The organism is Vibrio sp. 10N.286.45.E10, from assembly GCF_002874195.2.
Classification (GTDB): domain Bacteria; phylum Pseudomonadota; class Gammaproteobacteria; order Enterobacterales; family Vibrionaceae; genus Vibrio; species Vibrio crassostreae.
Window position 1 is genome coordinate 398,227 of record NZ_MCWD02000001.1, and the last position, 21,804, is coordinate 420,030.

18 protein-coding genes and 1 other RNA gene are annotated in these 21,804 nt (G+C 41.7%); 8 read left to right on the forward strand and 11 right to left on the reverse strand.

Annotated elements, in window-relative coordinates; genetic code table 11:
- Positions 1–60: 60 nt before the first annotated feature.
- Complete coding sequence (locus BCU34_RS01635) at positions 61–2,127, forward strand: hypothetical protein (RefSeq protein WP_108145123.1); 2,067 nt, start codon at positions 61–63, stop codon at positions 2,125–2,127.
- Positions 2,120–3,319, forward strand: coding sequence for a hypothetical protein (locus BCU34_RS01640; RefSeq protein ID WP_146163856.1), 1,200 nt, complete (start codon positions 2,120–2,122; stop codon positions 3,317–3,319). Before BCU34_RS01635 ends, BCU34_RS01640 begins: the two co-directional genes overlap by 8 nt.
- Before the next feature lie 41 nt (positions 3,320–3,360).
- Here BCU34_RS01640 and dndE read toward each other — a convergent pair whose 3' ends face one another.
- The 6 genes from dndE to BCU34_RS01670 all read right to left on the reverse strand — a co-directional run bounded on the left by dndE (position 3,361) and on the right by BCU34_RS01670 (position 11,394).
- Positions 3,361–3,711, reverse strand: coding sequence for a DNA sulfur modification protein DndE (dndE, locus tag BCU34_RS01645; RefSeq protein ID WP_102479233.1), 351 nt, complete (start codon positions 3,709–3,711; stop codon positions 3,361–3,363).
- Positions 3,711–5,723 carry a DNA sulfur modification protein DndD gene (gene dndD / locus BCU34_RS01650; RefSeq protein WP_102479234.1) on the reverse strand — a complete coding sequence of 671 codons (2,013 nt, stop codon included), beginning with the start codon at positions 5,721–5,723 and terminating at the stop codon, positions 3,711–3,713. Before dndD ends, dndE begins: the two co-directional genes overlap by 1 nt.
- A gap of 8 nt (positions 5,724–5,731) precedes the next feature.
- Complete coding sequence (locus BCU34_RS01655; protein WP_102479235.1) at positions 5,732–7,540, reverse strand: DNA phosphorothioation system sulfurtransferase DndC; 1,809 nt, start codon at positions 7,538–7,540, stop codon at positions 5,732–5,734.
- On the reverse strand, positions 7,537–8,616 hold the full coding sequence (gene dndB, locus BCU34_RS01660; protein WP_102479236.1) for a DNA sulfur modification protein DndB: 1,080 nt from the start codon (positions 8,614–8,616) through the stop codon (positions 7,537–7,539). The genes BCU34_RS01655 and dndB overlap by 4 nt, the downstream gene beginning before the upstream one ends.
- Positions 8,617–8,821: 205 nt before the next feature.
- Positions 8,822–10,840: a DNA phosphorothioation-associated putative methyltransferase gene (locus tag BCU34_RS01665; protein ID WP_102479237.1), complete on the reverse strand. Its 2,019-nt coding sequence runs from the start codon at positions 10,838–10,840 to the stop codon at positions 8,822–8,824.
- A gap of 26 nt (positions 10,841–10,866) precedes the next feature.
- Positions 10,867–11,394, reverse strand: coding sequence for a hypothetical protein (locus tag BCU34_RS01670; RefSeq protein WP_102479238.1), 528 nt, complete (start codon positions 11,392–11,394; stop codon positions 10,867–10,869).
- Positions 11,395–11,581: 187 nt separating this feature from the next.
- Here BCU34_RS01670 and BCU34_RS01675 point away from each other — a divergent pair, with 187 nt between their 5' ends.
- The 4 genes from BCU34_RS01675 (at position 11,582) to BCU34_RS01690 (ending at position 16,228) form a co-directional block, all read left to right on the forward strand.
- Positions 11,582–12,376 carry a YeeE/YedE thiosulfate transporter family protein gene (locus tag BCU34_RS01675; RefSeq protein WP_102479239.1) on the forward strand — a complete coding sequence of 265 codons (795 nt, stop codon included), beginning with the start codon at positions 11,582–11,584 and terminating at the stop codon, positions 12,374–12,376.
- A gap of 46 nt (positions 12,377–12,422) precedes the next feature.
- Positions 12,423–13,151 (forward strand): DUF429 domain-containing protein, encoded by a 729-nt coding sequence (locus BCU34_RS01680; protein ID WP_102479240.1) that lies wholly within the window; start codon positions 12,423–12,425, stop codon positions 13,149–13,151.
- A gap of 81 nt (positions 13,152–13,232) precedes the next feature.
- Entirely contained in the window at positions 13,233–14,042 is an 810-nt protein-coding gene (locus BCU34_RS01685) for a M15 family metallopeptidase (RefSeq protein ID WP_055318878.1), read from the forward strand.
- Between the two features lie 305 nt (positions 14,043–14,347).
- Entirely contained in the window at positions 14,348–16,228 is a 1,881-nt protein-coding gene (locus BCU34_RS01690; protein WP_102479241.1) for an ATP-dependent zinc protease, read from the forward strand.
- Between the two features lie 209 nt (positions 16,229–16,437).
- Here the strand turns inward: BCU34_RS01690 and ssrA are convergent.
- Positions 16,438–16,804, reverse strand: a transfer-messenger RNA (tmRNA) gene (gene ssrA, locus BCU34_RS01695).
- Positions 16,805–16,870: 66 nt separating this feature from the next.
- Positions 16,871–17,356 (reverse strand): SsrA-binding protein SmpB, encoded by a 486-nt coding sequence (gene smpB / locus BCU34_RS01700; protein WP_004735156.1) that lies wholly within the window; start codon positions 17,354–17,356, stop codon positions 16,871–16,873.
- Between the two features lie 119 nt (positions 17,357–17,475).
- Here smpB and BCU34_RS01705 point away from each other — a divergent pair, with 119 nt between their 5' ends.
- Both BCU34_RS01705 and BCU34_RS01710 read left to right on the forward strand, forming a co-directional pair.
- Entirely contained in the window at positions 17,476–17,904 is a 429-nt protein-coding gene (locus BCU34_RS01705; protein WP_017106599.1) for an SRPBCC family protein, read from the forward strand.
- A gap of 3 nt (positions 17,905–17,907) precedes the next feature.
- Entirely contained in the window at positions 17,908–18,219 is a 312-nt protein-coding gene (locus BCU34_RS01710) for an RnfH family protein (RefSeq protein WP_009848325.1), read from the forward strand.
- Between the two features lie 181 nt (positions 18,220–18,400).
- Here the strand turns inward: BCU34_RS01710 and bamE are convergent, their stop codons facing one another.
- The 3 genes from bamE to nadK form a co-directional block, all read right to left on the reverse strand.
- The gene (gene bamE / locus BCU34_RS01715) at positions 18,401–18,760 is read right to left on the reverse strand and encodes an outer membrane protein assembly factor BamE (protein WP_009848326.1); all 360 of its coding nucleotides are present in this window, start codon (positions 18,758–18,760) and stop codon (positions 18,401–18,403) included.
- Between the two features lie 167 nt (positions 18,761–18,927).
- Positions 18,928–20,592, reverse strand: a complete 1,665-nt coding sequence (gene recN / locus BCU34_RS01720; RefSeq protein ID WP_102478368.1) for a DNA repair protein RecN — start codon at positions 20,590–20,592, stop codon at positions 18,928–18,930.
- A 291-nt stretch (positions 20,593–20,883) separates the two neighbouring features.
- Positions 20,884–21,768: an NAD(+) kinase gene (gene nadK, locus BCU34_RS01725; RefSeq protein WP_017066747.1), complete on the reverse strand. Its 885-nt coding sequence runs from the start codon at positions 21,766–21,768 to the stop codon at positions 20,884–20,886.
- Between the last annotated feature and the right edge of the window lie 36 nt (positions 21,769–21,804).

The window sequence follows — 21,804 nt, forward strand, 5'->3', positions numbered from 1 at the left end:
ATGTGCTTGCTAGTATTAACTACTGAGGTTGGTTAATGAATTGAAAAATGGGTAATAATAATGAATGACAAAAGAAGACCTTTAGAAGATGGTTACAAGTATGAGTTTAGTAGAAGTGGTGCATTTGGAATATTTGATACTGAGTCGACAATACCGATAGAATTTGTAATGACTTCTTTTACCATTAATGAACTTCCACACCTTAGTCTGGCTAGAGATTTGTACTCTGAATTGAATTTTGACTATTTAATTCAGAGGGATATTGATGAAGAGAGAGCTTTAAGTGAAATTAGTCAGTATATTTATACTGATGGAACAAAAAAGCAGAAGGAAATTATATTTCTTCCGCCTTTATTAGTGGCAGTAGTCGAGACTGATAATCAAGATAATATTGTAGAAACTTACCCTGACTCAGAGTATGAATTTATAAAAGATAAATTTGGTGGGACACATACGAGAGAATGGCCAGGAGTATTCAAAGTTGAAAACTATCCTGCAAAGAAGGGATTTGACTTAAATATTTTAGATAGTGACCTTGTTGATAAGTCGATACGAATTACATCCACTCAGGCAGAAATTTCTCTAAATTTGAGTCCAAAGCAAATGAAAGGAGCTAAATTAGTTGTTATTGATGGGCAGCACCGTCTATATGCCCTGAACTACTTAAGAAGAGAACATTACGAAAGCGTTAAAAATATTGTTTTACCGGTCTGTGTTGTGTACTCACCAAAATCAATAAAGTCATTGTCTTCTGATGGACAAGATATTCCAAATATCCAGAGCGTTATGCGAAGTTTATTTGTCGATGTTAACTCGACCGTTGAAAGAGTCAGTGGGCATTTTCTTACTTTATTAAAAGATGATTCTCTTGGTTCTGTTATTTGTAGAGATTTTTGTAATGAAGTTCTCAACTCTCCTAGTTTATCTAATGAAGGGTTAGGTTTAATTGAATGGAATACTAAAAATCACAAAGAATCATTGAATATAAGTCGGGAACATACCACAACTAGCATTGGAGTTTTGAACTCAGCATTTGAAGAGATGTTTAACAATAAATCTGGTATTCAACTGATTAATGAAATTCTTAAGATAGATGATAATATATCAGATTTTGACTTTGGGGTTGATGAGTATGAAAATAAAAAGCCTAAACCAGAAAAATTCCCTTTAGAATCTATCTCTATTAAACATAAATCCAAATTAACTGAATTAGTTAACGATAATATAACCAAGCATTTGGTAGAGATATTTTTTGAGTCTGAGTCTTATAAGGTTCTATATGATACATTTAAAGACTCATTAGATGAAGTTATTGAAAAAGCAATTTCGGAAAGGAAATCTATCTCTGACTCTGCATCTCTGGTAAAGAATAATATATTATTCAATGATCCGATAGATAGTTCTCAAAAGAAAGCAAGGGAACTTCGTTCGGAATTCTATAATGTATTACTTGCTAATAGAAAAGGGAAGGTTTCTGAAATTGTTAGAAGATCAATATTTCAGAAGTCAATAATAGAGTCTTGGTTTAAAATACTAGAAATTGTAGTCGCTTCTGGGTTTACGGTGAAAGAAGCAACTGAAATATTGATATTACTATTGGATTCAAGCTTGATTGACTGTGGTAGAAATTATGATTTCAGACAGCCTTATGTTCAAAATACTATATATAATGCTAATAAGCTTAAAGTAACAAAAGAAACAAGGAAGCAGCTATCAAGATTGATAATTTGCTCTTTGAATTCTCCTTCTATTTTAGCGAAAGTTAAGGGGATCGTTAGTGAGTCATGTGCTGAAAGGTTGTTAAATCTAGCTTCTAAAGAATTTAGTTCGTATGTAAACAGAATGACCTTAGATAAGAAGAAATACTTTGAGAAAAATTATAAAGTTAATTTTTCTGTTTCTTCATTCGATAGGGAAAAACTATTGCAATTAGAATCTGAAAGAGATGAAAAGTTGATTTTAGCATCAACAGCGTCTGAGAGAAGAAATGCAAATGAACCGTTTGATAAAGCTATTACAGAAGCTATTTCTACAGAATTAGATACTGCTTTGGATTCTTTACGTTCTTGCTTTGGTATTGAAGCTAGCGCACTAGTTTTTACTTCTGATGATGGTGAAGATGAATAGTAATTATCTAGTTGATATTAGGGAGGATGATAATGACAATGCAATGGTGGGTATGTGCTTATACTCACCTGTTATAATTGTATCCTCTAGAGAGTTATATGAACATGAACTACAATCTTTAACGGAATTGGAAATAGACTTTAGTTTAAGGGTTACTAATCAAAAGTATAGCGACGTGTTATTTCTGGAATCCTTGAAAGTTGAAAAATTAATGCCAGTTTGTGTGAACACGGGAAGATTGTTAAATTTAGAAATTGATATATATGACTTTCAGGGAAATAATTTTGGAACTCAAGCTAGGGTTCGATTGTTCAGGTTAAAGTCTATGATAGCATCAAGTACACTATCTTCGACTTTGAAGTATAATTTAAGTAATTATATTAATTTTCTAGAAAATATCTCTACATATGATGAAAGATTTATATCTAAAGATGGTTTTTTTTTAGACGAGGAAGTTTGGAATCGAAAAGATGAAACGTATTTAGAAATGCTCAATTTAAATGAATTAGATAAAGTAAGATCTTTTTATCAAAGTTCAGTTTTCGATTATTACCTATGTACTAATGCTTTTAAGGAAAGAAAGATTTCATGCCTGAATGATTTATTTAGCCTGAGAAATAATAGTGACTTAAGTCTGAAGCTGGTGGATGGCTATCCAATATCTATTAAAATATTGTCCTCGTTTTTTATTAAAGCTGCCGAGTTTAAATTGTCATCTAATGTTATTTCTAGTTCATTTATGTATGCTTTTAGAGCGTTAGAAGCGTACTGTGATGGTTTGCTGGTTTTTTTTGGAAGAGCTCGTATTGGTGATGCTTTAAATCGCCAAGGTGAAATATTTAAGCCTGATACTTTACTAGTTAACAACCGTTTTATTTCTGGTTTTGGTGGAAAGTGGTCTGAGATAAAAACTCAAGATGAGTTTAGTTCTATTGAGCCCAATTTAATCAATGAATTGGAGAAAATTAAAGAGTTGAGAAATAATTTTGTGCTAACTCATGGAAATGTGAAGCTTACTAAGCAAATATCGAGGGCATCAATTGATATAATATCTAGTTTCATTTTGGCTTTTGAGAATGAAATAAATCAGCAAGCATCAAAATGGTATAATATTTCTCATCGACTTGATGAATTTTTGTCGATTGATGTATTTGACGAAATTTCATATTTTTGCGATGAACAAAACTTCTAACAATAGGGCTTGCAGAGGAAGCCCTATTGTTGCTTAAAAAATCAAGCAATCTTAGTTGCTAAGGCTGATATTAATTTGTGATTACGCACAGAAGCAATCCCATCTTCAACATGTGCTGCCCAAGCTTGTTGGCATTCTTTACTATCAAGCTCTGGGTAGTACATTTTCAGCATTAGCTCAGTCACATCACTAGTCTCACCGAGCCAAGTGTACTTATCTAGTACAAGTGAACCATCTAACTTAGCTTCTTGGCCTTGGTATCGGAAATCACTTTCAATAGAACGGAAGAAAGCAATACGTGCCGAAACGTTTGGAGTTATTCCAGTATAGCCTTTCAACTTTTTAAGCTGTTCTTCAGTAGAGCGAGTTAAGTTCATGCGGTTAGGTAGCATTACACTGCCTCCTTAATCGATTCTTTCCAGAAGTAACCTTCTTTCAACCTTGAAGACTTGGTTGTACCGTCGAAACAGATCTCGTAAGTACGCGCAAGATCGTCTTGGATGAGGCTTGTGTAGTTTCTATCGATTTCGGTATCTGTCGATAAAATTACCACTTGGTGACTCGCTGTAGGGAAGTAGTTCTCAACCAACTTATCACGGTGGTGTGAATCCAATCGACCTAGTGGTGTGTCAATGATTATTGGTAACTTACGGCCAGATGTACGACCAAGTGCTTCTAGGATCGAGATAGCGTAGATCTGCTTTTCACCAGCAGACATCGCCTTACGGTTGATCTTAATACCGTGTTCATCAACTAACTCAACATCAAATGATGCAGGGTTGATTGAAGCGGTTATCTGCAAATCTTCTTTACGTGCTAATTTTTTGTATGATTGAACGAATTCATTCTCTAGTTGATTAACGCGAGCTTTGGTTAACTGTTCACCAAACTTTTCTAGCAATAAAATTGAGTTTTGGGCGTTGCTAACGCTTTGATCTTTGTTGGACTGATCTTTGTGCTTGTCGTGTAGTTTTTGGATTTGACGAGCTGTTTCCAGTGCTAGTCGAAGCTCACGCTTAGCTTTTTCAAGTAAATCATGGTACTCGATAATTAGCTTTTCTTTCTTCTTATCTAATGCTCGAACATCCGTAAACAACTCTTGTACCTGCTCTTGTTCGGGAGCTCGCGCGATATTGTTTGAAGCATTGTCGATCTCGTCTTCAACTTTTTGAAGGCGAATTCGCGCTTTATCAAAGCGAACAAAAGAATCCTGCGAAAGATTTGATAACTGGTAATCAATGGTGTTCGACTGACGGTCTGAAATATCTAAAAGTAGATCTGTAGAATCAAATTCACCTACATGAGCTTTAAAGCTGTCGGCAATTGCATTTTGCGCCATCTCAGTATCAAAGCTTGGGTATTTTGAGCATAGGGTTTCTAAGAATGAATCTAGCTCATTGCCAAAGTTTTGTTTCTTCTTAACCTGCTGCTCTTGCTTGATTTGAGTTTGCAGTCTTTGCATTGCCTTTGGAGCAAGTGAAAATGGAAGGTTGGTTTCCATCTCCATACGAATCTGTTTCTCAAGCTCCACTTTTTCTTTCAGCAAGCTTTCAACTTTTAGTTGTTCATCTTCTCTGGTTTTTGCCCAAGCTCCGCCATTTTGTGCAAGCTTGTTTTCCAAAATTTGGATATCAGAATTAGTATGGATAATCTGCTTATAGACTTCGTTTTCAGCTTCGAAGCGGAGTTTGTCTGATTCTCTTTCATGTCTAATACGAATATCTTCGAGATTATCCATCTCTTCTTTTAGAGACTGACTTAAAGCGCCTGCTCCCTGTTTTTTTAAGAAGATGTTCAGATCGCTTTTAAGCTTAGCTATAACATCTAATCCCAACAAACGACGAACGGCAGTTTTAAGTACGTTACCAGACTCATCTTCTGCTAATTCAGCAATCTTCTCACCGTCAAAGAAGAACAGATCAGCAATACCCGTTGGAATTAACTCATTAAGGAAGCCTTGGCACTGCTCGTAATTCAGCTCTGGAATTTGGATGCCATCTTTTTCAAGGCATAGGTTGTCTTTCTTGCCACGTTTCCAACCGCGAATCACTTTATAGGTGTTCTCTTCACCGTTTTGGCTGTATTTAAACTCAAGCTCGATCGATGCATTATCTTGAACTCCACCGTGGCCGACACCTTTGTGAATCAGTTCCGATAAAGCGTCAACGTAGTCACCATTTGAAAGTAATTGGCTAAATGATTGACGCCCGAAAAGCGCTAAGCGAACTGCTGTCAGTATTGATGTTTTACCGGCACCATTTAAGCCGCCAAACAAAATAATAGGTCGTTCGGTCCCTTCGATAGGGCCACTTTTACTTAAACGAGCTGGGGCGGGGCGCAAGTCAATTTCATGCACACCGCGAAACACGCGAAAGTTGTTTAAAGTTAGTTTTGTAATCAACATTTCAGTATTTAAAACTCTTTTTGAAGCTGGTTATCTAGGTCAGCAAGCTGTTCGTTATAGCGCTCAATTTCTTGTTGGTGGATATCAAACTCGGCTTTGCTTTGCAGTGAAGCATGCTTTTGTTTGATTTCTTCCAAGCTTCCCCAGTCTCGTTTCAATAGCGATGCGATCTTGTTCGAGATGCCACTACGACGGCTCAAACCTTCCATAGATACCTCAAGCTCGATGAGTTTCATGATCATTTCCGGTTCGACATCGAAGTTATTGCAAAGCTCATGGATCAGCTGTGCGTCATCTTTACCAAAACTTGCGTTATCGTCATATACCCAATCAAGGTCGTAGCCATAAACGTCTTTAAAAATAGTTGGTAGAGAGTCATCCCAATCCGGTTCGTTTGGATCGTGGATCCACTCTTGGCGAATAGCATGCAGCTCTGGCACTGTGATTAACTCAATCTCTCGGCCTTCAGCTTTGTATTTCTTATCTAGCTCTAGCAATTCACGGAGCCATTGACGGCGGTATTTAAGCCAGTAAGGGCCTGGAGTATAGCGTGACCAAAACCATGCTTTACGCTCTTTTAAATCCTTGGTATCAACTTGATAAGTAACAGTTTCGACAACAGTTTTACCATCTAGAATCTCAATGTTACTATCGTTAATAATGCGAAATTCCTGGGTATCATACAGCTCGTCACGTTTTTCAGTTTTTATATACGTGATTGCTGCTTCTGGAGTCTTTATATCCCAAGGCAATTTTTTTGTGTGGTCGTGAACTCGGCCTGTTCTTCTTTTAAAGTTTCTATACTCATCTTTGTCTTTGGGGACATTGGTTGCCGCAAGCTTATTGCGGAACTCAAGTAGAGGTGACATCCACTCTTCACCGTTTTGGATAAGGCTTTCCATCGCACGGTCTTTGGTTACTACGGTACATGTCCAACAACCAAAACGAGAGTTACCACAAGAGGGGGTAGTTTCGTCAATCACCATTGGGCATTCACCTTGGCCTGAAGAGTCTTTATATAGATTCCAAAGTACTAGGTTTTTACCGCCCCAAGGGTTTTCCCATTCTAGGTCATAGTCATCTTTCCAGATGTTTCTAATACCTAATGGCGTTTCTTTTGTCTCTAGGTGACATAAACGCAAGATCTTCCAAACATCATCAACAGCCCATGTATCAATAGGGGTGTAAATGAATGCATTGGCTAGCGTTGTATGGCGAGCTAGACGAGAGCCATCAATTTTGTGTTTAGCGATAACCTGAGCACGCGAGGCACTTTCTTGGCTACGTGAGCCCAATACAACAATCACCTCATCAAATTGAGATACTTTGCTTTTGATGAAGTCACTAACCGGATCGATCTTCATTCGCTCTGTACACCAGCGAAATGAACGTGTCGGTGCTGGGTAGCCTTTACCAAGAAGACTTGACCAGAACGTTTGGTCTGACTCAGGTACAACTTTGTGGCAGCTGATTGGCAAGTCGTCACGCTTAGCGCCTTTTTGTATTGCCGCTAGGGAGTCTTTAATGTGGTTAACAACAACAGGTGTCTCAACCAGTGTGTCTGATGAAACGACAAATACGGGTTTGTGGCGTTGTTCTTTCTCTAGGCCAAGTAGTGCCATATAGATTAAAGACATGATAGCGGAGGAATCTTTACCACCACTGTAGCCGATCACCCATGGGCGGTTGTCTGCACAATAGACGCGTTGAACGTCAGCAACATAGTAGCTGAGTTTATTATTTGCGAACTCTTCAGCGTTGATGAATTCTTGGTATTCTTCGGCGAGATCTTCTGCCAATTTTAGCTCGTGTATCATGATAACTGCTTCTCTAGAGCTTTTTCTTCTGGGGTAAGTGGTAACCCAAGTTCAATTTTAAGTGCGTTTGCCGTGAGCTGAATGTTGATGTTCGATTTACTCAACTTGCCGTGGTTCATGCTACGCTTGATCCATTCAGGATTGGTTTTCAACCAATTGACTTTCCCTAGTAACTGGAGTTTTTCTTTCCATTGCTTTGGCTCCTGACACAACAGGTGTTTACCCAAGACGCCAATAGCATGCAGCCCGACACCGTGTGCGTGGATGTATTCTTGGCGAAGCTGTGCAGGGGATACTTGTTTGTCGATCACCATTTGCCAATCTTTAATATGGCGAGTGACCTCTTCCCAAAACTCAGCAGCTAACTGCTTCTCTTCTTCAGTGAAACCATCTTTAGGCCCTTTACTTAAAAGTGCTCGTGTTGACTGTTTTATACTGCTTAAAGTAAATAGCTTGTTCGACTTTGGACTGATGTTAGACTTTTCCATTTCAGTCATTCCGATGAAGGGCTTCACTTTAGCTGCTAATTCACGTGCTAATTCAGAGCTTTCGTCTCGGTGATCGTAGAGAGTGCCAAGAGATGGACTGGGTTTTACTGCGTACTTGTTTAAGTCAGCAAACATTTGTTGGCTTCTTCCTAAACCTTCATCGATGAAGAACAATACTGGAATGTTGTCTTGCCCAAGGTCAGGATTTTCTCTTAGTGCTTCTTCTATCGCTTTACGACGGTGTTGGCCATCGTTAATTAGAATCTGTGCATCCATCGGGATTTGAAGCGTACCTAAATTAGGCGCACCTTCATGATCGTGGAAAGATATATCAACTCCAACCGATGCTGTTAATGCTGAGAATACGTACTCTTTAGGGTTGTCGAGTAGGTATTTGACCATTTCAGGTATACGAGTCTTGTTTAATGTTCTTTGAGCTCTAAGCTCTGGAGGAACATCATCTTCGTTATAACTGAAAATCTTCGGGATGATTCGAAGAGGACATGTCGCAATGTAAAATGGACGTCCTGCTTGAATACCTCTGACTGCTGGAAATGAATAGCAATAGCCTGAATCTTGATTTTGCATAGTGAACTCTAAGTTATGTTATTTGCCTATGACATAAACCATAGTTGGTATGTCATATTTTGACAAACTAAGCTTTTAGTTTGTTATGCTTTAGTCTTATCTATGCGAATTATTACATAGGTATGCCAAAATAGGCTGAGTATTTTACAGGTATGTAGGCCAGATATCTATGGTAACCATAGGTTTTTATAGTGCTAAAAAAGCGCTATTTTGAACTTAGCGTAAACCCTTTGATTTCTTTATGTTCCTTCTCTAATAGAACCTCAAATTCTGTTCTCATCATCCGTGTTTCTTCACTTACTTCAAACTCCATGAGCTTTGCTAATCGTTTATCAAAGCTCTGTTGTTTCTTGTAGTTCTCGTGCTCGGCTGATATGTAAAGGTGCTTATTGAGCAATGGCGGCCTGCGATCTTCATTAACGTAATCGAAGAAGTCGATATCTTGCTCAGCCATCTTGATTTTTATGCGTTCTACTAAGAAAGGAACCGATTTCTCGAAGTCATCATAGGCGGTGAGGGTAAGTTTTCCTGATGTGATATGAATTTTAATTAGGTCTACCTCTTCATCCAGTTCGCCATACATTTGCAACCCTGCGCCTACGTAGACTCGCAGTAACAAAGGTAAATCATCGATAAAGTCTCGATGCAGAATCAAAGAGTGCCCTTCATTAAGAAGACTGGCTGGTAACAGATCATGTGCTTTCTGGCACTGCTTCTGGATTAAGTCGATATCTGCGATTGCGAATAGTAATTCTGCAGCTAGGTTGATCGCGGTTTTGTAATCATCAAACAAGGCTTTGATGTCTCGCTTTAGCGGCTCTGGTTGCTGCGTATAGGGTTTTCTTTTCTCAAACAGTCCCATAGCAAAGTAGAGGAGAAGATCTTCTTTTCGGCTTTTTTCTGCTTGTTCAAACTCTTGGGTATCAAACATCTCTTGCAGTAAGTTAAAGGTTTTTCTGTGTGAGCCTATTAACTCTCGAATTTTGTCAGATTGTTCAAATTCGTCGTTGGCCGGAATTCGGCCTAGTTCTAAGCAGGTATTCCAAAAGTTGTTGAACAGGTCTTGATGCTGAGTGATAAGTAGCTTGGCTTTATCTTTCGCTTCGATAGGTTCTGGTGAAGTCAGTTGCTGCCACTTGTGGTGTCGTTTGTATTTACTCTGCAGGTACTGTTGCTCTTCCAATTTGTCTTTGAAGATATAGAAAATACCAGGCGCGACGGTAATGGCGTCTTCTTGTAGGCTTCTCTCTATGTACGCTTTGATCTCTGATTGCGCATAGTATTTTTGGAAGGTGTTACGAGAGGTGATGACCCCATCCTTATAAGGTTTGAACTGAGCAATGTAGTTTTCGTTGGCCAGCATGACAGAAACCACCAGAAGCTTGTCTGTCAGCTCCCATGCGCCTAGTAGGGCATCGAGTCGTTCATCTTGATCTTCTATTACGTTAAGAACAAACCCTATGTTTACGATATCAGAATTGGATTTCTCGTTGTCGGGTTGAAAGTTCGGATCCCAACCTAGAGCGTCGAGGCCATGTGCTTCGAGCTCTCTTAAATCGTCTCCGCGACCACAGCCGTAATCGAAAATTGAGTGTTCGCCTTTTAAGTAACCATGTTTAACGAGAGTCTTCATTGGTGCGGAGAGTTCATGGCGCACGATGGCTGTTCTGTGCCTATCAATCCCAGCCTCTTCTTGCGTTGTCACAGAGGAGCATCGGAATAATCGACCATCGACAAGCTCGTAACCATGGCGTGCTATTAGGTTTTCCCAAGAACGTTTAAAACCAATCAAACGGCTGTTTTCGTACAGGCCTGCATTCTCGCCTTCTTGTGTGAGTGAAACGAAGTGTTCGTAATATTCACTTGTTGGCAAAACCATCGTTTCTTTTCTATGTAAGATCGGCGGGTTTTCAGATTCGAGATAGCCTGTAATTTTGTGGCTTAGCTTAGAGAGGTCGACATTGAGGCTTTGTTCTAATGCGGGATAGGAATCAGTATAAAAATCAGGGTAATGAAGAAGAGATAAGCGGAACTCTTTTTTAAACAGCTTAACGAGGTTCCACTCTTCTTCATCTAAGTTAACGGCTTTTGCTACGGCAGGAATGAACTGTGTTAATACTTTAGGCAATGCGCTGAATGCGTCTTTATGAAGATAAATGGCATCGGGTAGTTGTTTTCCAACTTTTATTTGAGAGGTAAGTTCAGCAAATAGCTCTTCGTTCATTCCTATTCCTTAGGTGTTTTTGAAGATTATAAATCATCAAACAATGCCTGTGTGGCGCTGCCTTTTGCACTTTTTGTGTTTACGCGAAGCCCGTCACTTCGACGTTGTCGGATAAGTGCGTATTTTGAATTATCAGCCCCAACGCTAATATGCAGAGGTTTATCTTTGCCATAAAAATAGAGGCGGTCGAACTCTAAATGCGTGCAGATAAATCGAGCGACCTCATCCATACGTTGCTCATACCCTTCAACATAAATATCACACGCAGCCCCACTGCGCTTACAGATACGACTATCCCGGGTGTTGAGTTCCATAGAGGCATGTTGGTCAATATCGGGCGCCATATCTCCAGGGCTATTTTTCAATATCCACCTTAAAAGAGGATGGCTTGTATAACCATAGGTCACCGTTACCTCTCCTAGTGAGCGTTCGATAGGCTGTAAAATTTGAACCGTTAAACACTGAAGCTCAGTGGAAGAAAGTTTATTAACCTTGTTGTCTCCTAAGTAATTAGGATGTCTAGACTTATGCCAATCAATAAGCTTGTGGTGCATTTTCTGTCCTTAGGGTTCTAGGTTGCTACTATATTTAACGAACGACAGCAGTAAAATCAATGCAATTCGGGGGCTATGTATGTTGTTTATTCTCGCTTTACTCTGCATCTTCTTGTTGGGGTATCTTGCACAAACTACGGGCCTTTGTATGGTGAGAGGAGTGAAGGAGGCAATAAACGGATCACCGATGTTCATCGTTGCGATTGTGTTTAGTGGTTCGCTGGCTTGGGTTTCTATGGCTCTTGGCTCTGTCGTAGAAGGGCGGCTTTTATCTGCCGCTTTTTGGCCGAGCCTGTTTTCCCTGTTTGGTGGTTTTCTGTTTGGTATTGGAGCGGCAATTAATAGTGGTTGCGGGGTATCTACCGTAAGCCGCTTAGCTCGTGGCGAACTGGTTATGCTGGCGACGATATTAGGGTGGTTCGTTGCTTGGTTGTTATTTGCTCCCGTTTTACCTAACGAGTTAAAGGGAGATAAGTTGGTATTGTCTGATTTTTCTCGCTATGCATTCCTTGGGAGCATTTCGTTCATTATTGTGGTGAGTTGCTATTTCATGAATGCGGTAAATCGTAAGTTATGGTTATCAATGCTGGGAATTGGCTTAACGGCAGGTTTTGTATTCCTTTATGAACCACACTGGACGCCAAGTGGTTTATTGAAATCTATGGGTACTTCACTCTGGCACGGAAAAGCCGAAGATTGGCCAAGCAGCGAGCGTTTTATCTTGATGATCTCTCTGTTAGTTGGAATGGTTAGCGCCGCGTTGTTTACTGGGTCGTTTTCACTGAGGTTGAGCTCTATACGTCTGTTGGGTAAACATTTGGTTGCTGGTGTACTTATGGGGCTTGGCGCTGTGATGGCTGGTGGCGGGAACGATACTCAGCTGTTAGTGGCGATGCCAGTGCTGTCGTTGGCGGGTGTTTTTTCTGTGTTGAGTATCATTGTGGGCATATATACCGGAGTTAAGTTGATTCAAAGCCGATAGTTAGCGACAGTACGTAGATAACATGGGCACGTAATTTGAGAACACAATGAAATACATCGGAATTGATGGCTGCAAGGCGGGTTGGATCGCTTGGATTGTCTCTGGCAATGAAACACCTGAGTTCAAGGTGGTGAAGACCCTCGAAGAGTTGGTTGATGATCTTACGGGATCAACAACGTTAATCGATATGCCGATTGGCTTTAGCGATTCACTGACTCCAGATAGATTATGCGATAAAGCAGCAAGACGTTTCCTCACCAGCAAACGTGGCTCTTCCGTGTTTCCTGTTCCGTGTCGAGAGGCGGTTTACCAAACCGATTACATTGCGGCGTGCAGTGCTAATGTTGAGCAGCTTGATAAGAAGTTTTCTAAACAGACTTGGGGAATTGTGCCCAAGATTCGCGAGCTTGATGAACTCATTGAATCTCACCCAAGCCTTTCGATAAGGGAATCACATCCTGAGGTGGTGTTTGCAGCATTGAAAGGTGAACCGCTGACGTTTTCCAAACGAACGCAAGAAGGCAAAGAGGAACGGCTTTCTATTATTCAGCAACTCGCCCCTCAATGGTGTGACGGCTTGTCTTTGGCCATTTTAAATACCAAGCGTAAAGACGTCGCGATAGACGATATTTATGACGCATTCATTTTGATGTTGATTGCTTATCACGCTCCAACATTGTCGTGCTTGCCTGAGCTTTCTGAAATCGGCGGAAAGGCTGATAAGGATCAGAACGGAAGAGTTCGAGAGATTGTCTATTGGGACAAAACGCGCTAACAAAGCGTGCGCTCCACTTGGCTTAATATGTTACTTTCCAACTTCTGCTACTTTTCACACTTACTATTTTGAGTCTTTGATATGAAACGTTTTATTGTCGGCTGGCTGGCCACTGTTCTCAGTGTTGCGAGTTACGGCCAAGTTGCCCCTATATCTCAATGGCAATGCGACATGATGAAAAAGAACAATGTCTTGAGTAGTGGTGCGCCTGTCGGTTGTGAGCGACTATCCAAAGTGGATTTCGATTTCATTAATTTCAAAGGGGAAACGCAACAGGGCAATATGATCGTGCTTGATGTGGTTGCACCTGCTGTTGAACAAATTTTTTCGGAGCTCAAACAGCGCAATTTTCCTCTTCATTCCGCTCGCCTAATGCGTGAATTCAGAGGTGACGATAACGCCTCAATGGACGCGAACAACAGCAGTGCGTTTAATGCTCGTCCTATTATAGGTGGAGGTGGTTGGTCGAAGCATGCTTATGGTGTGGCGATAGACATCAACCCAGTTCAAAATCCTTTCTTAGCGTTCGATAGCAACGGAAAGATCACGGTAAAGCCTTCACAATCTGCGACAAGTTATGTGAACCGTACTCGCTTTCGTGCGCGTGATGAAATAGAACGCCGCGGCATGGCTGAAGATGTGGTTGAGCTTTTTGCCCATCACGGATTTATGATCTGGGGAGGGGATTGGAATAGCCCAATCGATACTCAGCATTTTGAGGTCGGCTCAAGAAAGTTTGTTAACCAACTGCTCTCTAAACCACAACCTGAAGCTAAGGTGTTATTTGAGCGCTACGTCGAATCTTATCGACAGTGCTATCTCAAAAATAAAGGTGAGGACGCAGAAAAAGCTCGAGCTATCTGCGCAAAGAAAACAGTCGGGACTTTTTAGTGCTATGTTTATCTAGAACCGTTTGTGTTTTAGCAAGTTAAACTCGCTTCAGGTGTGTTTTGAATAGCTAAGGTCAGCGCTTGTCGTTGGCCTTTTTTGTATTCATTTCTCCAATAGAACACCGAGCATTGAAAAGGTTATTGGGTATCCATTAGTCAATAATCGATAAGCGAATGCAGCGCAAAGTCATCGGTTTGTCATTGAAAAACTCATAGCGTTAACGTTTTGTGAGAACCATTACTGGTGGGGGAACTCTTCGCTGAAACGCCAGTATTATTAGTGAACTGATCACAACGGACCAACTAATGAAAAAGATACCTTTGGCTCTAACTCTTTTAAGCACTCTACTTTTTTCACAATACACTTTGGCTACTGATACTTCACACACCACTCAAAATCCTACTTACGAACTCGATGGTAAGTCGGTATTAGGCCGTACTGAGAACGTGTACCTATCTAGCGTTCAAGGGCTAAAAGACGTTCCTTTCATTGGTAAAATTGATACCGGTGCAGAAACCACTTCTATGCATGCTGAAGACATTCATGTGAAGAGCTCTAATCCCGATTACCAAAACCTCAAAGACAAAGAGTTGATGGCGGCGTTAACCGAAGACCTGTTGAACAATTCTGATGTTGATTACGATGATTGGGATGGCAGCACCTTTGCGAAATATGAAGCTGTGGTGTCTTTTAAGATCCAAAACCCACGCACGGGAGACATGGTATTAATCGAAGCGCCTTTAGAGCGTGTCAGCATGATACGCAGCCGCACTAGCAGCACGCCTTTACTTCGCCCTACCGTAAAAATGTCGCTTACCATTGCAGACCAAGAGCTAAAAACAGACGTTAACCTGACCGACAGAAGTCACTTCTCTGCGCCAGTATTGATCGGCAAAACCTTCCTTGCAGATAACGCTTTAGTGTTTGCGGGCTATGACTACTTACAAGAGCAAGAGAACGCAACGGTGGTTGGCCGTAAAGAGGTGGTTTCTATCTCGGGAATGGCGATGAATGCGACCTTCTCTTTAAAGAACCGCTACAGCATTTTGCATGCAAAAGACATCGATGTAGATAAGAAGAACAGTGAAGTGACGTTTGATATGTTCGACAACGATGGCAAGCAGAAAGAGATGACACTGCCATTAGTTCGTATGTTAAGCGTAAGTGGTAAGAAAAGGCCTTTGGTGTATGTGCCGGTTCAACTCGATGAAAACACAACCAAAGACGTTCTGGTGTACCTACGTGAGCGCTCGAGTAGTGAGTCGCAGTTGAGATTTGGAACCAGCACTGCCAGCGAACTCTTCATGATTGACACCAGTGCTGAGAATATTTTATCAGAAGGTTCAGAGAAATTTAGTGATGTGGCTGAGTCTGGTGAGCCTATGATTATCTCGCCGGAAGAGGACATCACCCTAGATGACTTCCCGCTTAAGGCTGTGGCTTCTTTTACTGTTAATACGCCTTTGTTGAAGGTCGACAGTTTTGAAATGACAGGTAAAGGCAAAGATGCCTCCGTTGAATTTTATCTTACGGATGTAAATGGTGAGAAGCAGAAGGTGACCAAGCCAATTATTAAGAAGCTTAAAGTCGGGGATGATACTCGCCCGGTTGTAAGTGGTGAGTTTGCGGTGTCTGGAAAAGTGCGTACGCAAGAGTTTGCCATCGACGTGCTCAATACGAATGAGAAAGAAGCGTACTTTATTTTAGGTAAGAAGATGGCGAAAGAGGGCGTTTACGTAAACACGCGCTCAGACTACCTATTGAAAGCCGAGCCACTGTTTAAAGTTGGGCACATTGAAGTGGTTGAAGTGAATGGCATGAAGTTCCCGGCCAAGCTCGACACTGGTGCGGATGTAAGCTCAATGAACGCGGTGAACATCAAGCGATTCAAGAAAGATGGCCAAGACATGGTGACCTTTACTTATCAAAACAACCAAGGTGATAAGCAAGAGTTCACCAAGCCAGTGATTGATGTAATGCGCATCAAAGCCAAGAAAGGCGAGAAGGTGAACATTCGCCCTGTCGTTGAAATGAAGGTTAAGCTTGGAGACCTAGAGAAAGAGGTGAGGGTAAACCTTCAAGATCGCTCTCGCTTTGAATACAGCATGATCCTAGGTAAGAACTTCCTGAAACACGGCGCGGTTGTGAGTAGCGATGAAGATTATGTGCTGGGTGATATGGAGTAACACCTAAACCTGCTTCTATTCATAATAGAACCGTTCCAAACAGCCACACATTTCAGCAACGGGATGTGTGGCTTTTTTATTAGGTGTCTGTTTTTGACGTTAATGGTTTGAGTTCTAAACCTTTGTTATTTAGAAATTTATCTACTACTACTCAACCTTTAGACAAACAAAAAGGGCCAACTCTTTCGAGTTGGCCCTTTCCAAACGTTTGGTGGAGCTGGCGGGAGTTGAACCCGCGTCCAAAAATCATTCATCATTGGTACTACATGCTTAGTCGATCTTTAATTTCACCAGCAACCTGCGAACCGACACGCTAGTTAAAGGCTAACCTGAATTGTTATTCGCGCTTTTCCTCTCAGGTGGGAGAATCCGCGCTAGCTAGTTTGGGTTTGATCTCTTATTGGTCCCCGTCTTACGAGCGGAAGCTAGGGTAAGAGAGCTCTGAGCAGGTTATTAAGCTGCTAGTGCGTAGTTTTCGTCGTTTGCGACTATTTTTTTGCGGCTTTTAACGTGGCCAACCGCCCCACGGCATGCACCTCAGACTTCAAAATTCCTGTCGAATCCTAAATCAGCCCCAAGTGTTATTTGCATAGTACCAGAAAAGCTTACCCTGTCTAGCACTGTGCGTTTAAGTGCTTAAAATTAACGCAAATTACTCTTCATAATTCGTGCTTTATCTCTCGCCCAATCTTTTTCTTTCATATCAGTACGTTTATCGTGCAGCTTTTTACCTTTCGCAACGCCAACTTTAATCTTCGCCCAAGAGCGAGACCAGTAAAGTGCGGTTGCGACAAGTGTCATGCCTTCACGGTTAATACGACCGATAAGGTTGTCGAGTTCTTTTCTCGACATAAGGAGTTTACGAATACGTGTTGGGTTCGCCACGATATGAGTACTCGCTTGAGTTAGCGGAGTAATCGTCATACCACTGATGAATGCTTCGCCATCTCGGATGTAAACGTAGCTTTCTGCGATATTGGTTTTGCCTTCACGTAGGGATTTTACTTCCCAGCCTTGTAGCTCAAGCCCCGCTTCTATCTCATCATCGATGAAATATTCGTGGCGAGCTTTCTTGTTAAGCGCAATGGTATTACTACCGGCTTTTGATTTTGATTTATTCTTTGCCATAATGGCCTCATTATACGGATTGCGCCCTAGTTGGGGAATCCTTTTTATTTGCGCTCTGGCCCAATACAATTAAAATTGCAGTTTGTGTTAATGTAACGCTGTCTTTAACAGGAGTCTATATGCCAAAGGTTACTCGTTCAGCATTAGTGTCGTTTAGTGCCGACCAGATGTTCAGCTTGGTCAATGATGTTGCTCGTTATCATGAGTTTTTGCCAGGGTGTTCTGGTTCGCGTGTGATCGAATCTTCAGATTCAACTATGGTGGCTTCGGTTGATGTCTCTAAAGCTGGTATCAGCAAAACATTTACCACATCGAACCGTTTAGCGGATGGTGCTGAGATTTTGATGGAGCTGGTGGACGGCCCGTTCAAAAAGCTGCAGGGTGGTTGGTACTTTACTCCGCTCGACGAGCAAGCTTGTAAGGTTGAACTTAAGCTAGAGTTTGAGTTCTCTAGCCGAATGATTGAAATGGCATTTGGTAAGATTTTCAATGAGCTGACGAGCAATATGGTCAGTGCTTTTACTCAACGCGCGAAACAGGTTTACTAAGCCATGACTATTGAATCGGATATGATCCACGTAGAGGTTGTGTTTGCGCTTCCGCATGAACAGCGTGTGTTTACTTTGGTAGTGAACAAGCACGCGACCGTTGAAGAGATCATTGCGCAGTCTGGTGTTTTGGAATTGTATCCAGAGATCGACTTAGCGAAAAATAAGGTTGGTGTATTCAGCCGTAACGTGAAGCTTGATGCGACGGTTCGTGATAAAGACCGTATCGAAATCTACCGTGCGCTATTGGCAGATCCAAAAGAGATTCGTCGCAAGCGTGCTGAACAAGCAAAAGCGGCCGCAGCTAAATCGTAATGCTAAACAAATTTAAGTTAGAAGAGAGCTCGCATCTGCGAGCTTTTTTGTGCCTGTTAGTTAGACACAGCAGCTAATTTGTTAGCAGATGTTAAAAAGCCTGCTCATATGAGCAGGCTTTTGTGATTCTTGCTTTGTCGACTGATAGCTTTATCGGCTGAGAGTTTTGTTGACTGGAAAGCTAGCGAAGGCTTTCGAAGAACTCATCACTGGCTTCAAAATCACCATTGATCGTTACCAGAGTGCCCGTAGCATCAAAGTTTACGACAAGGTTTTTCTGAATAGGGTCGTTGTGACCTTTCTGATGGTGGTAAATGTAGTACCACGTATCTGGGTAGCCATTTTCGATAAGCATAGGTGAGCCCATAACGTAACGAACTTGTGTTTTTGTCATGCCAAACTTGAGCTGGTCGACAGCTTCTTGTTCAACATAGTTACCCTGATTGATGTCAATTCGATAAACCAACTTCTCTAGTAGAGAGCAACCGGTCAACATTGTTAGTGCAAGTGGAACTGCAACTAACCACTTTTTAATTCGCATAGTTTGAGATCTTTCTTCGCTAAAATACTGCCTGATAATAAACAAGCTCCAGCAAGAAGTAAAAAGCTCCTTGCGCTTTGAGCTTGTTATGACTGGCAATTTTGAATTAAGTTGCAAAATTGCCAAGAATTTTCGGTAAATTATCAGAAAGTTGCTGAATATGTAACCTAAGCTGCGATTAATAGCTCTTTTGCGTTGGCAAGCGTCGATTCGGTAATTTGGCTGCCACCAAGCAGTCGAGCAAGCTCTGAAACACGTTGTTGCTCATCAAGCGTGTGCATTTGAGTCTCTGTTTTGCCCGATTTCGTGTTCTTCGCTACAAACAGCTGTTGGTGACCGCAACCTGCCACTTGAGGTAAGTGAGTCACACACATCACCTGTGTAGATTCGCCCAGCTTGCGAAGCATTTTTCCGACAACCGCAGCGGTTGGTCCACTGATACCCACATCGACTTCATCGAAAATCAGGCTTGGTGTATCCACTTTTTGCGCTGTGATCACCTGAATCGCTAGTGAGATTCGTGATAACTCACCACCAGAGGCCACTTTCGCAATCGGCTGCATTGGCTGCCCTGGGTTGGTTGAAACAATGAAGGTCACGTTATCCATACCCAATGGAGAAGGGTGTGTGTTGGTGTTGTTCACTTCAATGGCAAACTGCGCTTTTTCCATGCTCAGTTCGTGCATGCTTTGCGTGATCAGTTTGTTTAGCTCTTTTGCGTAACGAGTTCGAGATTTATGAAGCTTCTCTGATTTAGCAACGAACGATTGGTATTGGTTTTCTACCTCGTTTACCAATTCTTCCAACTTTTCATCAGAGCAATCAAGCGCTTCAACTTGTTGTAATAAATCTTTATGGTGCTTATATAGCTCTTCTGGCAACACGTGGTGTTTACGAGACATTGACATCACTTTTGAGAAGCGTTCTTCAACGTAAGCCATACGACCGGGATCAACATCAATGCTGTCTAGGTATGTTCTTAACTCGTTGTTGGTTTCTTCAATCTGAATAATGGCTTCAGAAAGCAAGTTCGGTAACTCGGCCAATCTTTCATCGAGCTCAGCTAACTGAATTAAGGAGTTATTGGCCGATTGCAGAATACCAAGCGCATTAACTTCTTCGCCTTCATAAATAAGCTCGATAGCTTGCTGACAGGTTGTGGCCAGTTCTCCGCTATTGGAGAGGCGCTTATGCTCTTGTTCGAGGTCTTCATATTCTTCCTCCCCAATAGACAGCTCATTTAACTCTTTGATTTGGTATTCAAGAAGTTGTTTTTGAGCTTGGTTTTGCTGGCTATTTTCACGTAACTCTTTTAAGTGGTTATCCGCTTGTCGCCACGCTTGGTAAGCATTACGTGTTGATTTCAATAGGTTCAAGTGGCCTGCGTATTGATCAAGCATGGCCATTTGGTAATCGCTTTTCATCAACTGGTGATGCGCATGTTGACCATGAATGTTGATCAATAGTTGCCCTAGCGATTTCAATTGTGAAAGAGGGACAGGGCTACCGTTGATGAATGCACGAGAACGACCTTCTTTTGAGATGGTTCTGCGCAGGATACACTCACTGCCATCAAGCAATTCGTTGTCTTCTAACCAGCGGGTAGCATGCAGATTGTTCTCAAGTAAAAAAGCGGCACTGACTTCGGTTTTTTCTTCACCTTGTCGAACCATTCCTGCATCGGATCTTCCTCCAAGGCACAAGCCTAAAGCATCGATAGCGATAGATTTACCCGCACCAGTTTCACCGGTGATTGTTGTCATGCCTTTAGAGAGTTCTAGCTGTAAAGACTTAACAATAGCGAAATTATTAACACTTAAATGAGCCAGCATTTTTATTTACCTGTATAACTGAACAATACTGTATATAAGCTCAGTATATACTGTTTCTTTATACAGTAAAGTCGGCGGGTGAAAATTTTTTGCGACAGCTCTCAGAATTAAGCTTGTCTGTAGATCACTGAAACCGCTATAGATTCCCAACTCGGTCGTTCCTTCCTCTTGGGAATGACGATGTGGTGGATTGGCGTAAAGACCGAGATGGTGGGCTTTTAATCGGTAATAAAAAAGGCTGACGAATGTCGTCAGCCTTTGAAATTTTCGGTTATTGCTAGAGCTGTTTAGTTAGAACAGCTTACTCGACCAGCCTAGTTTGTTACGTAGAACGTGGTAGTAATTGTAGTCCTTAGGATGGATCAGTTTGAGTACATTTGGGCTTTGGTAAATGTGGATCTCATCGCCAGGGGAGACAGGCAGCGAGATTTGACCATCACAGCTCACTTCCTGAGTTCCGCGGTTATCAGGCGATACGATCAGCTTGATACGACGCTTGCCATCCACCACAAGTGGTCGACTTGAAAGGGTGTGTGGGAACATTGGTACTAGTGAGATCGCATTTAGGCTTGATGACAGGATAGGGCCGCCGCCAGAAAGTGAGTAGGCGGTAGAACCTGTTGGCGTCGACACGATTAAACCATCAGAACGCTGCGAGAAAGCGAAGCTGTCGTCGATATAGACTTCAAACTCGATCATGTGTGCAACTTGACCTGGGTGAAGTACCGCTTCGTTTAGTGCTGCATTATGGCTTTTTATTTGGCCGTGACGGTGAATTTCCGTTTCAAGCAGGAAGCGTTCCTCTTCCATGAACTCGCCTTTGAGAACATCAGTAAGCGCACTCTGGAAGTTTTCAGGGTTGAGATCGGTTAGGAAACCAAGGTTGCCTCGGTTAACACCAATCACTGAAATGTCGAAACGTGACAAGATTCGAGCGGCACCGAGCATATTTCCGTCGCCACCGACCACAATGGCGAGATCGGCGCGTTTACCTAATTCAATCAGGCTAGAAAAATGTTCTTTTGGGATGTCGTCTAAAATAGTGGCGAGTCTGTCATCAACAAACACTTGATAACCCTCAGCACTTAACCACTGATAGAGCTCTCTATGAGTCTGAATTGCTTGCTGATCTCGAGGTTTACCAATAATGGCGATGACTTCAAATGGCTTTTTCATAACGTTTCCAAACGAATTAGGCTTGAATCAAAATTC

Excerpts from the sequence above, each read along its gene's own strand:
- BCU34_RS01635 (WP_108145123.1), top strand. The coding sequence starts at position 61 with ATGAATGACAAAAGAAGACCTTTAGAAGATGGTTACAAGTATGAGTTT.
- BCU34_RS01640 (WP_146163856.1), top strand. The coding sequence starts at position 2,120 with ATGAATAGTAATTATCTAGTTGATATTAGGGAGGATGATAATGACAAT.
- dndE (WP_102479233.1), bottom strand. The coding sequence starts at position 3,711 with ATGCTACCTAACCGCATGAACTTAACTCGCTCTACTGAAGAACAGCTT.
- dndD (WP_102479234.1), bottom strand. The coding sequence starts at position 5,723 with ATGTTGATTACAAAACTAACTTTAAACAACTTTCGCGTGTTTCGCGGT.
- BCU34_RS01655 (WP_102479235.1), bottom strand. The coding sequence starts at position 7,540 with ATGATACACGAGCTAAAATTGGCAGAAGATCTCGCCGAAGAATACCAA.
- dndB (WP_102479236.1), bottom strand. The coding sequence starts at position 8,616 with ATGCAAAATCAAGATTCAGGCTATTGCTATTCATTTCCAGCAGTCAGA.
- BCU34_RS01665 (WP_102479237.1), bottom strand. The coding sequence starts at position 10,840 with ATGAACGAAGAGCTATTTGCTGAACTTACCTCTCAAATAAAAGTTGGA.
- BCU34_RS01670 (WP_102479238.1), bottom strand. The coding sequence starts at position 11,394 with ATGCACCACAAGCTTATTGATTGGCATAAGTCTAGACATCCTAATTAC.
- BCU34_RS01675 (WP_102479239.1), top strand. The coding sequence starts at position 11,582 with ATGTTCATCGTTGCGATTGTGTTTAGTGGTTCGCTGGCTTGGGTTTCT.
- BCU34_RS01680 (WP_102479240.1), top strand. The coding sequence starts at position 12,423 with ATGAAATACATCGGAATTGATGGCTGCAAGGCGGGTTGGATCGCTTGG.
- BCU34_RS01685 (WP_055318878.1), top strand. The coding sequence starts at position 13,233 with ATGAAACGTTTTATTGTCGGCTGGCTGGCCACTGTTCTCAGTGTTGCG.
- BCU34_RS01690 (WP_102479241.1), top strand. The coding sequence starts at position 14,348 with ATGAAAAAGATACCTTTGGCTCTAACTCTTTTAAGCACTCTACTTTTT.
- smpB (WP_004735156.1), bottom strand. The coding sequence starts at position 17,356 with ATGGCAAAGAATAAATCAAAATCAAAAGCCGGTAGTAATACCATTGCG.
- BCU34_RS01705 (WP_017106599.1), top strand. The coding sequence starts at position 17,476 with ATGCCAAAGGTTACTCGTTCAGCATTAGTGTCGTTTAGTGCCGACCAG.
- BCU34_RS01710 (WP_009848325.1), top strand. The coding sequence starts at position 17,908 with ATGACTATTGAATCGGATATGATCCACGTAGAGGTTGTGTTTGCGCTT.
- bamE (WP_009848326.1), bottom strand. The coding sequence starts at position 18,760 with ATGCGAATTAAAAAGTGGTTAGTTGCAGTTCCACTTGCACTAACAATG.
- recN (WP_102478368.1), bottom strand. The coding sequence starts at position 20,592 with ATGCTGGCTCATTTAAGTGTTAATAATTTCGCTATTGTTAAGTCTTTA.
- nadK (WP_017066747.1), bottom strand. The coding sequence starts at position 21,768 with ATGAAAAAGCCATTTGAAGTCATCGCCATTATTGGTAAACCTCGAGAT.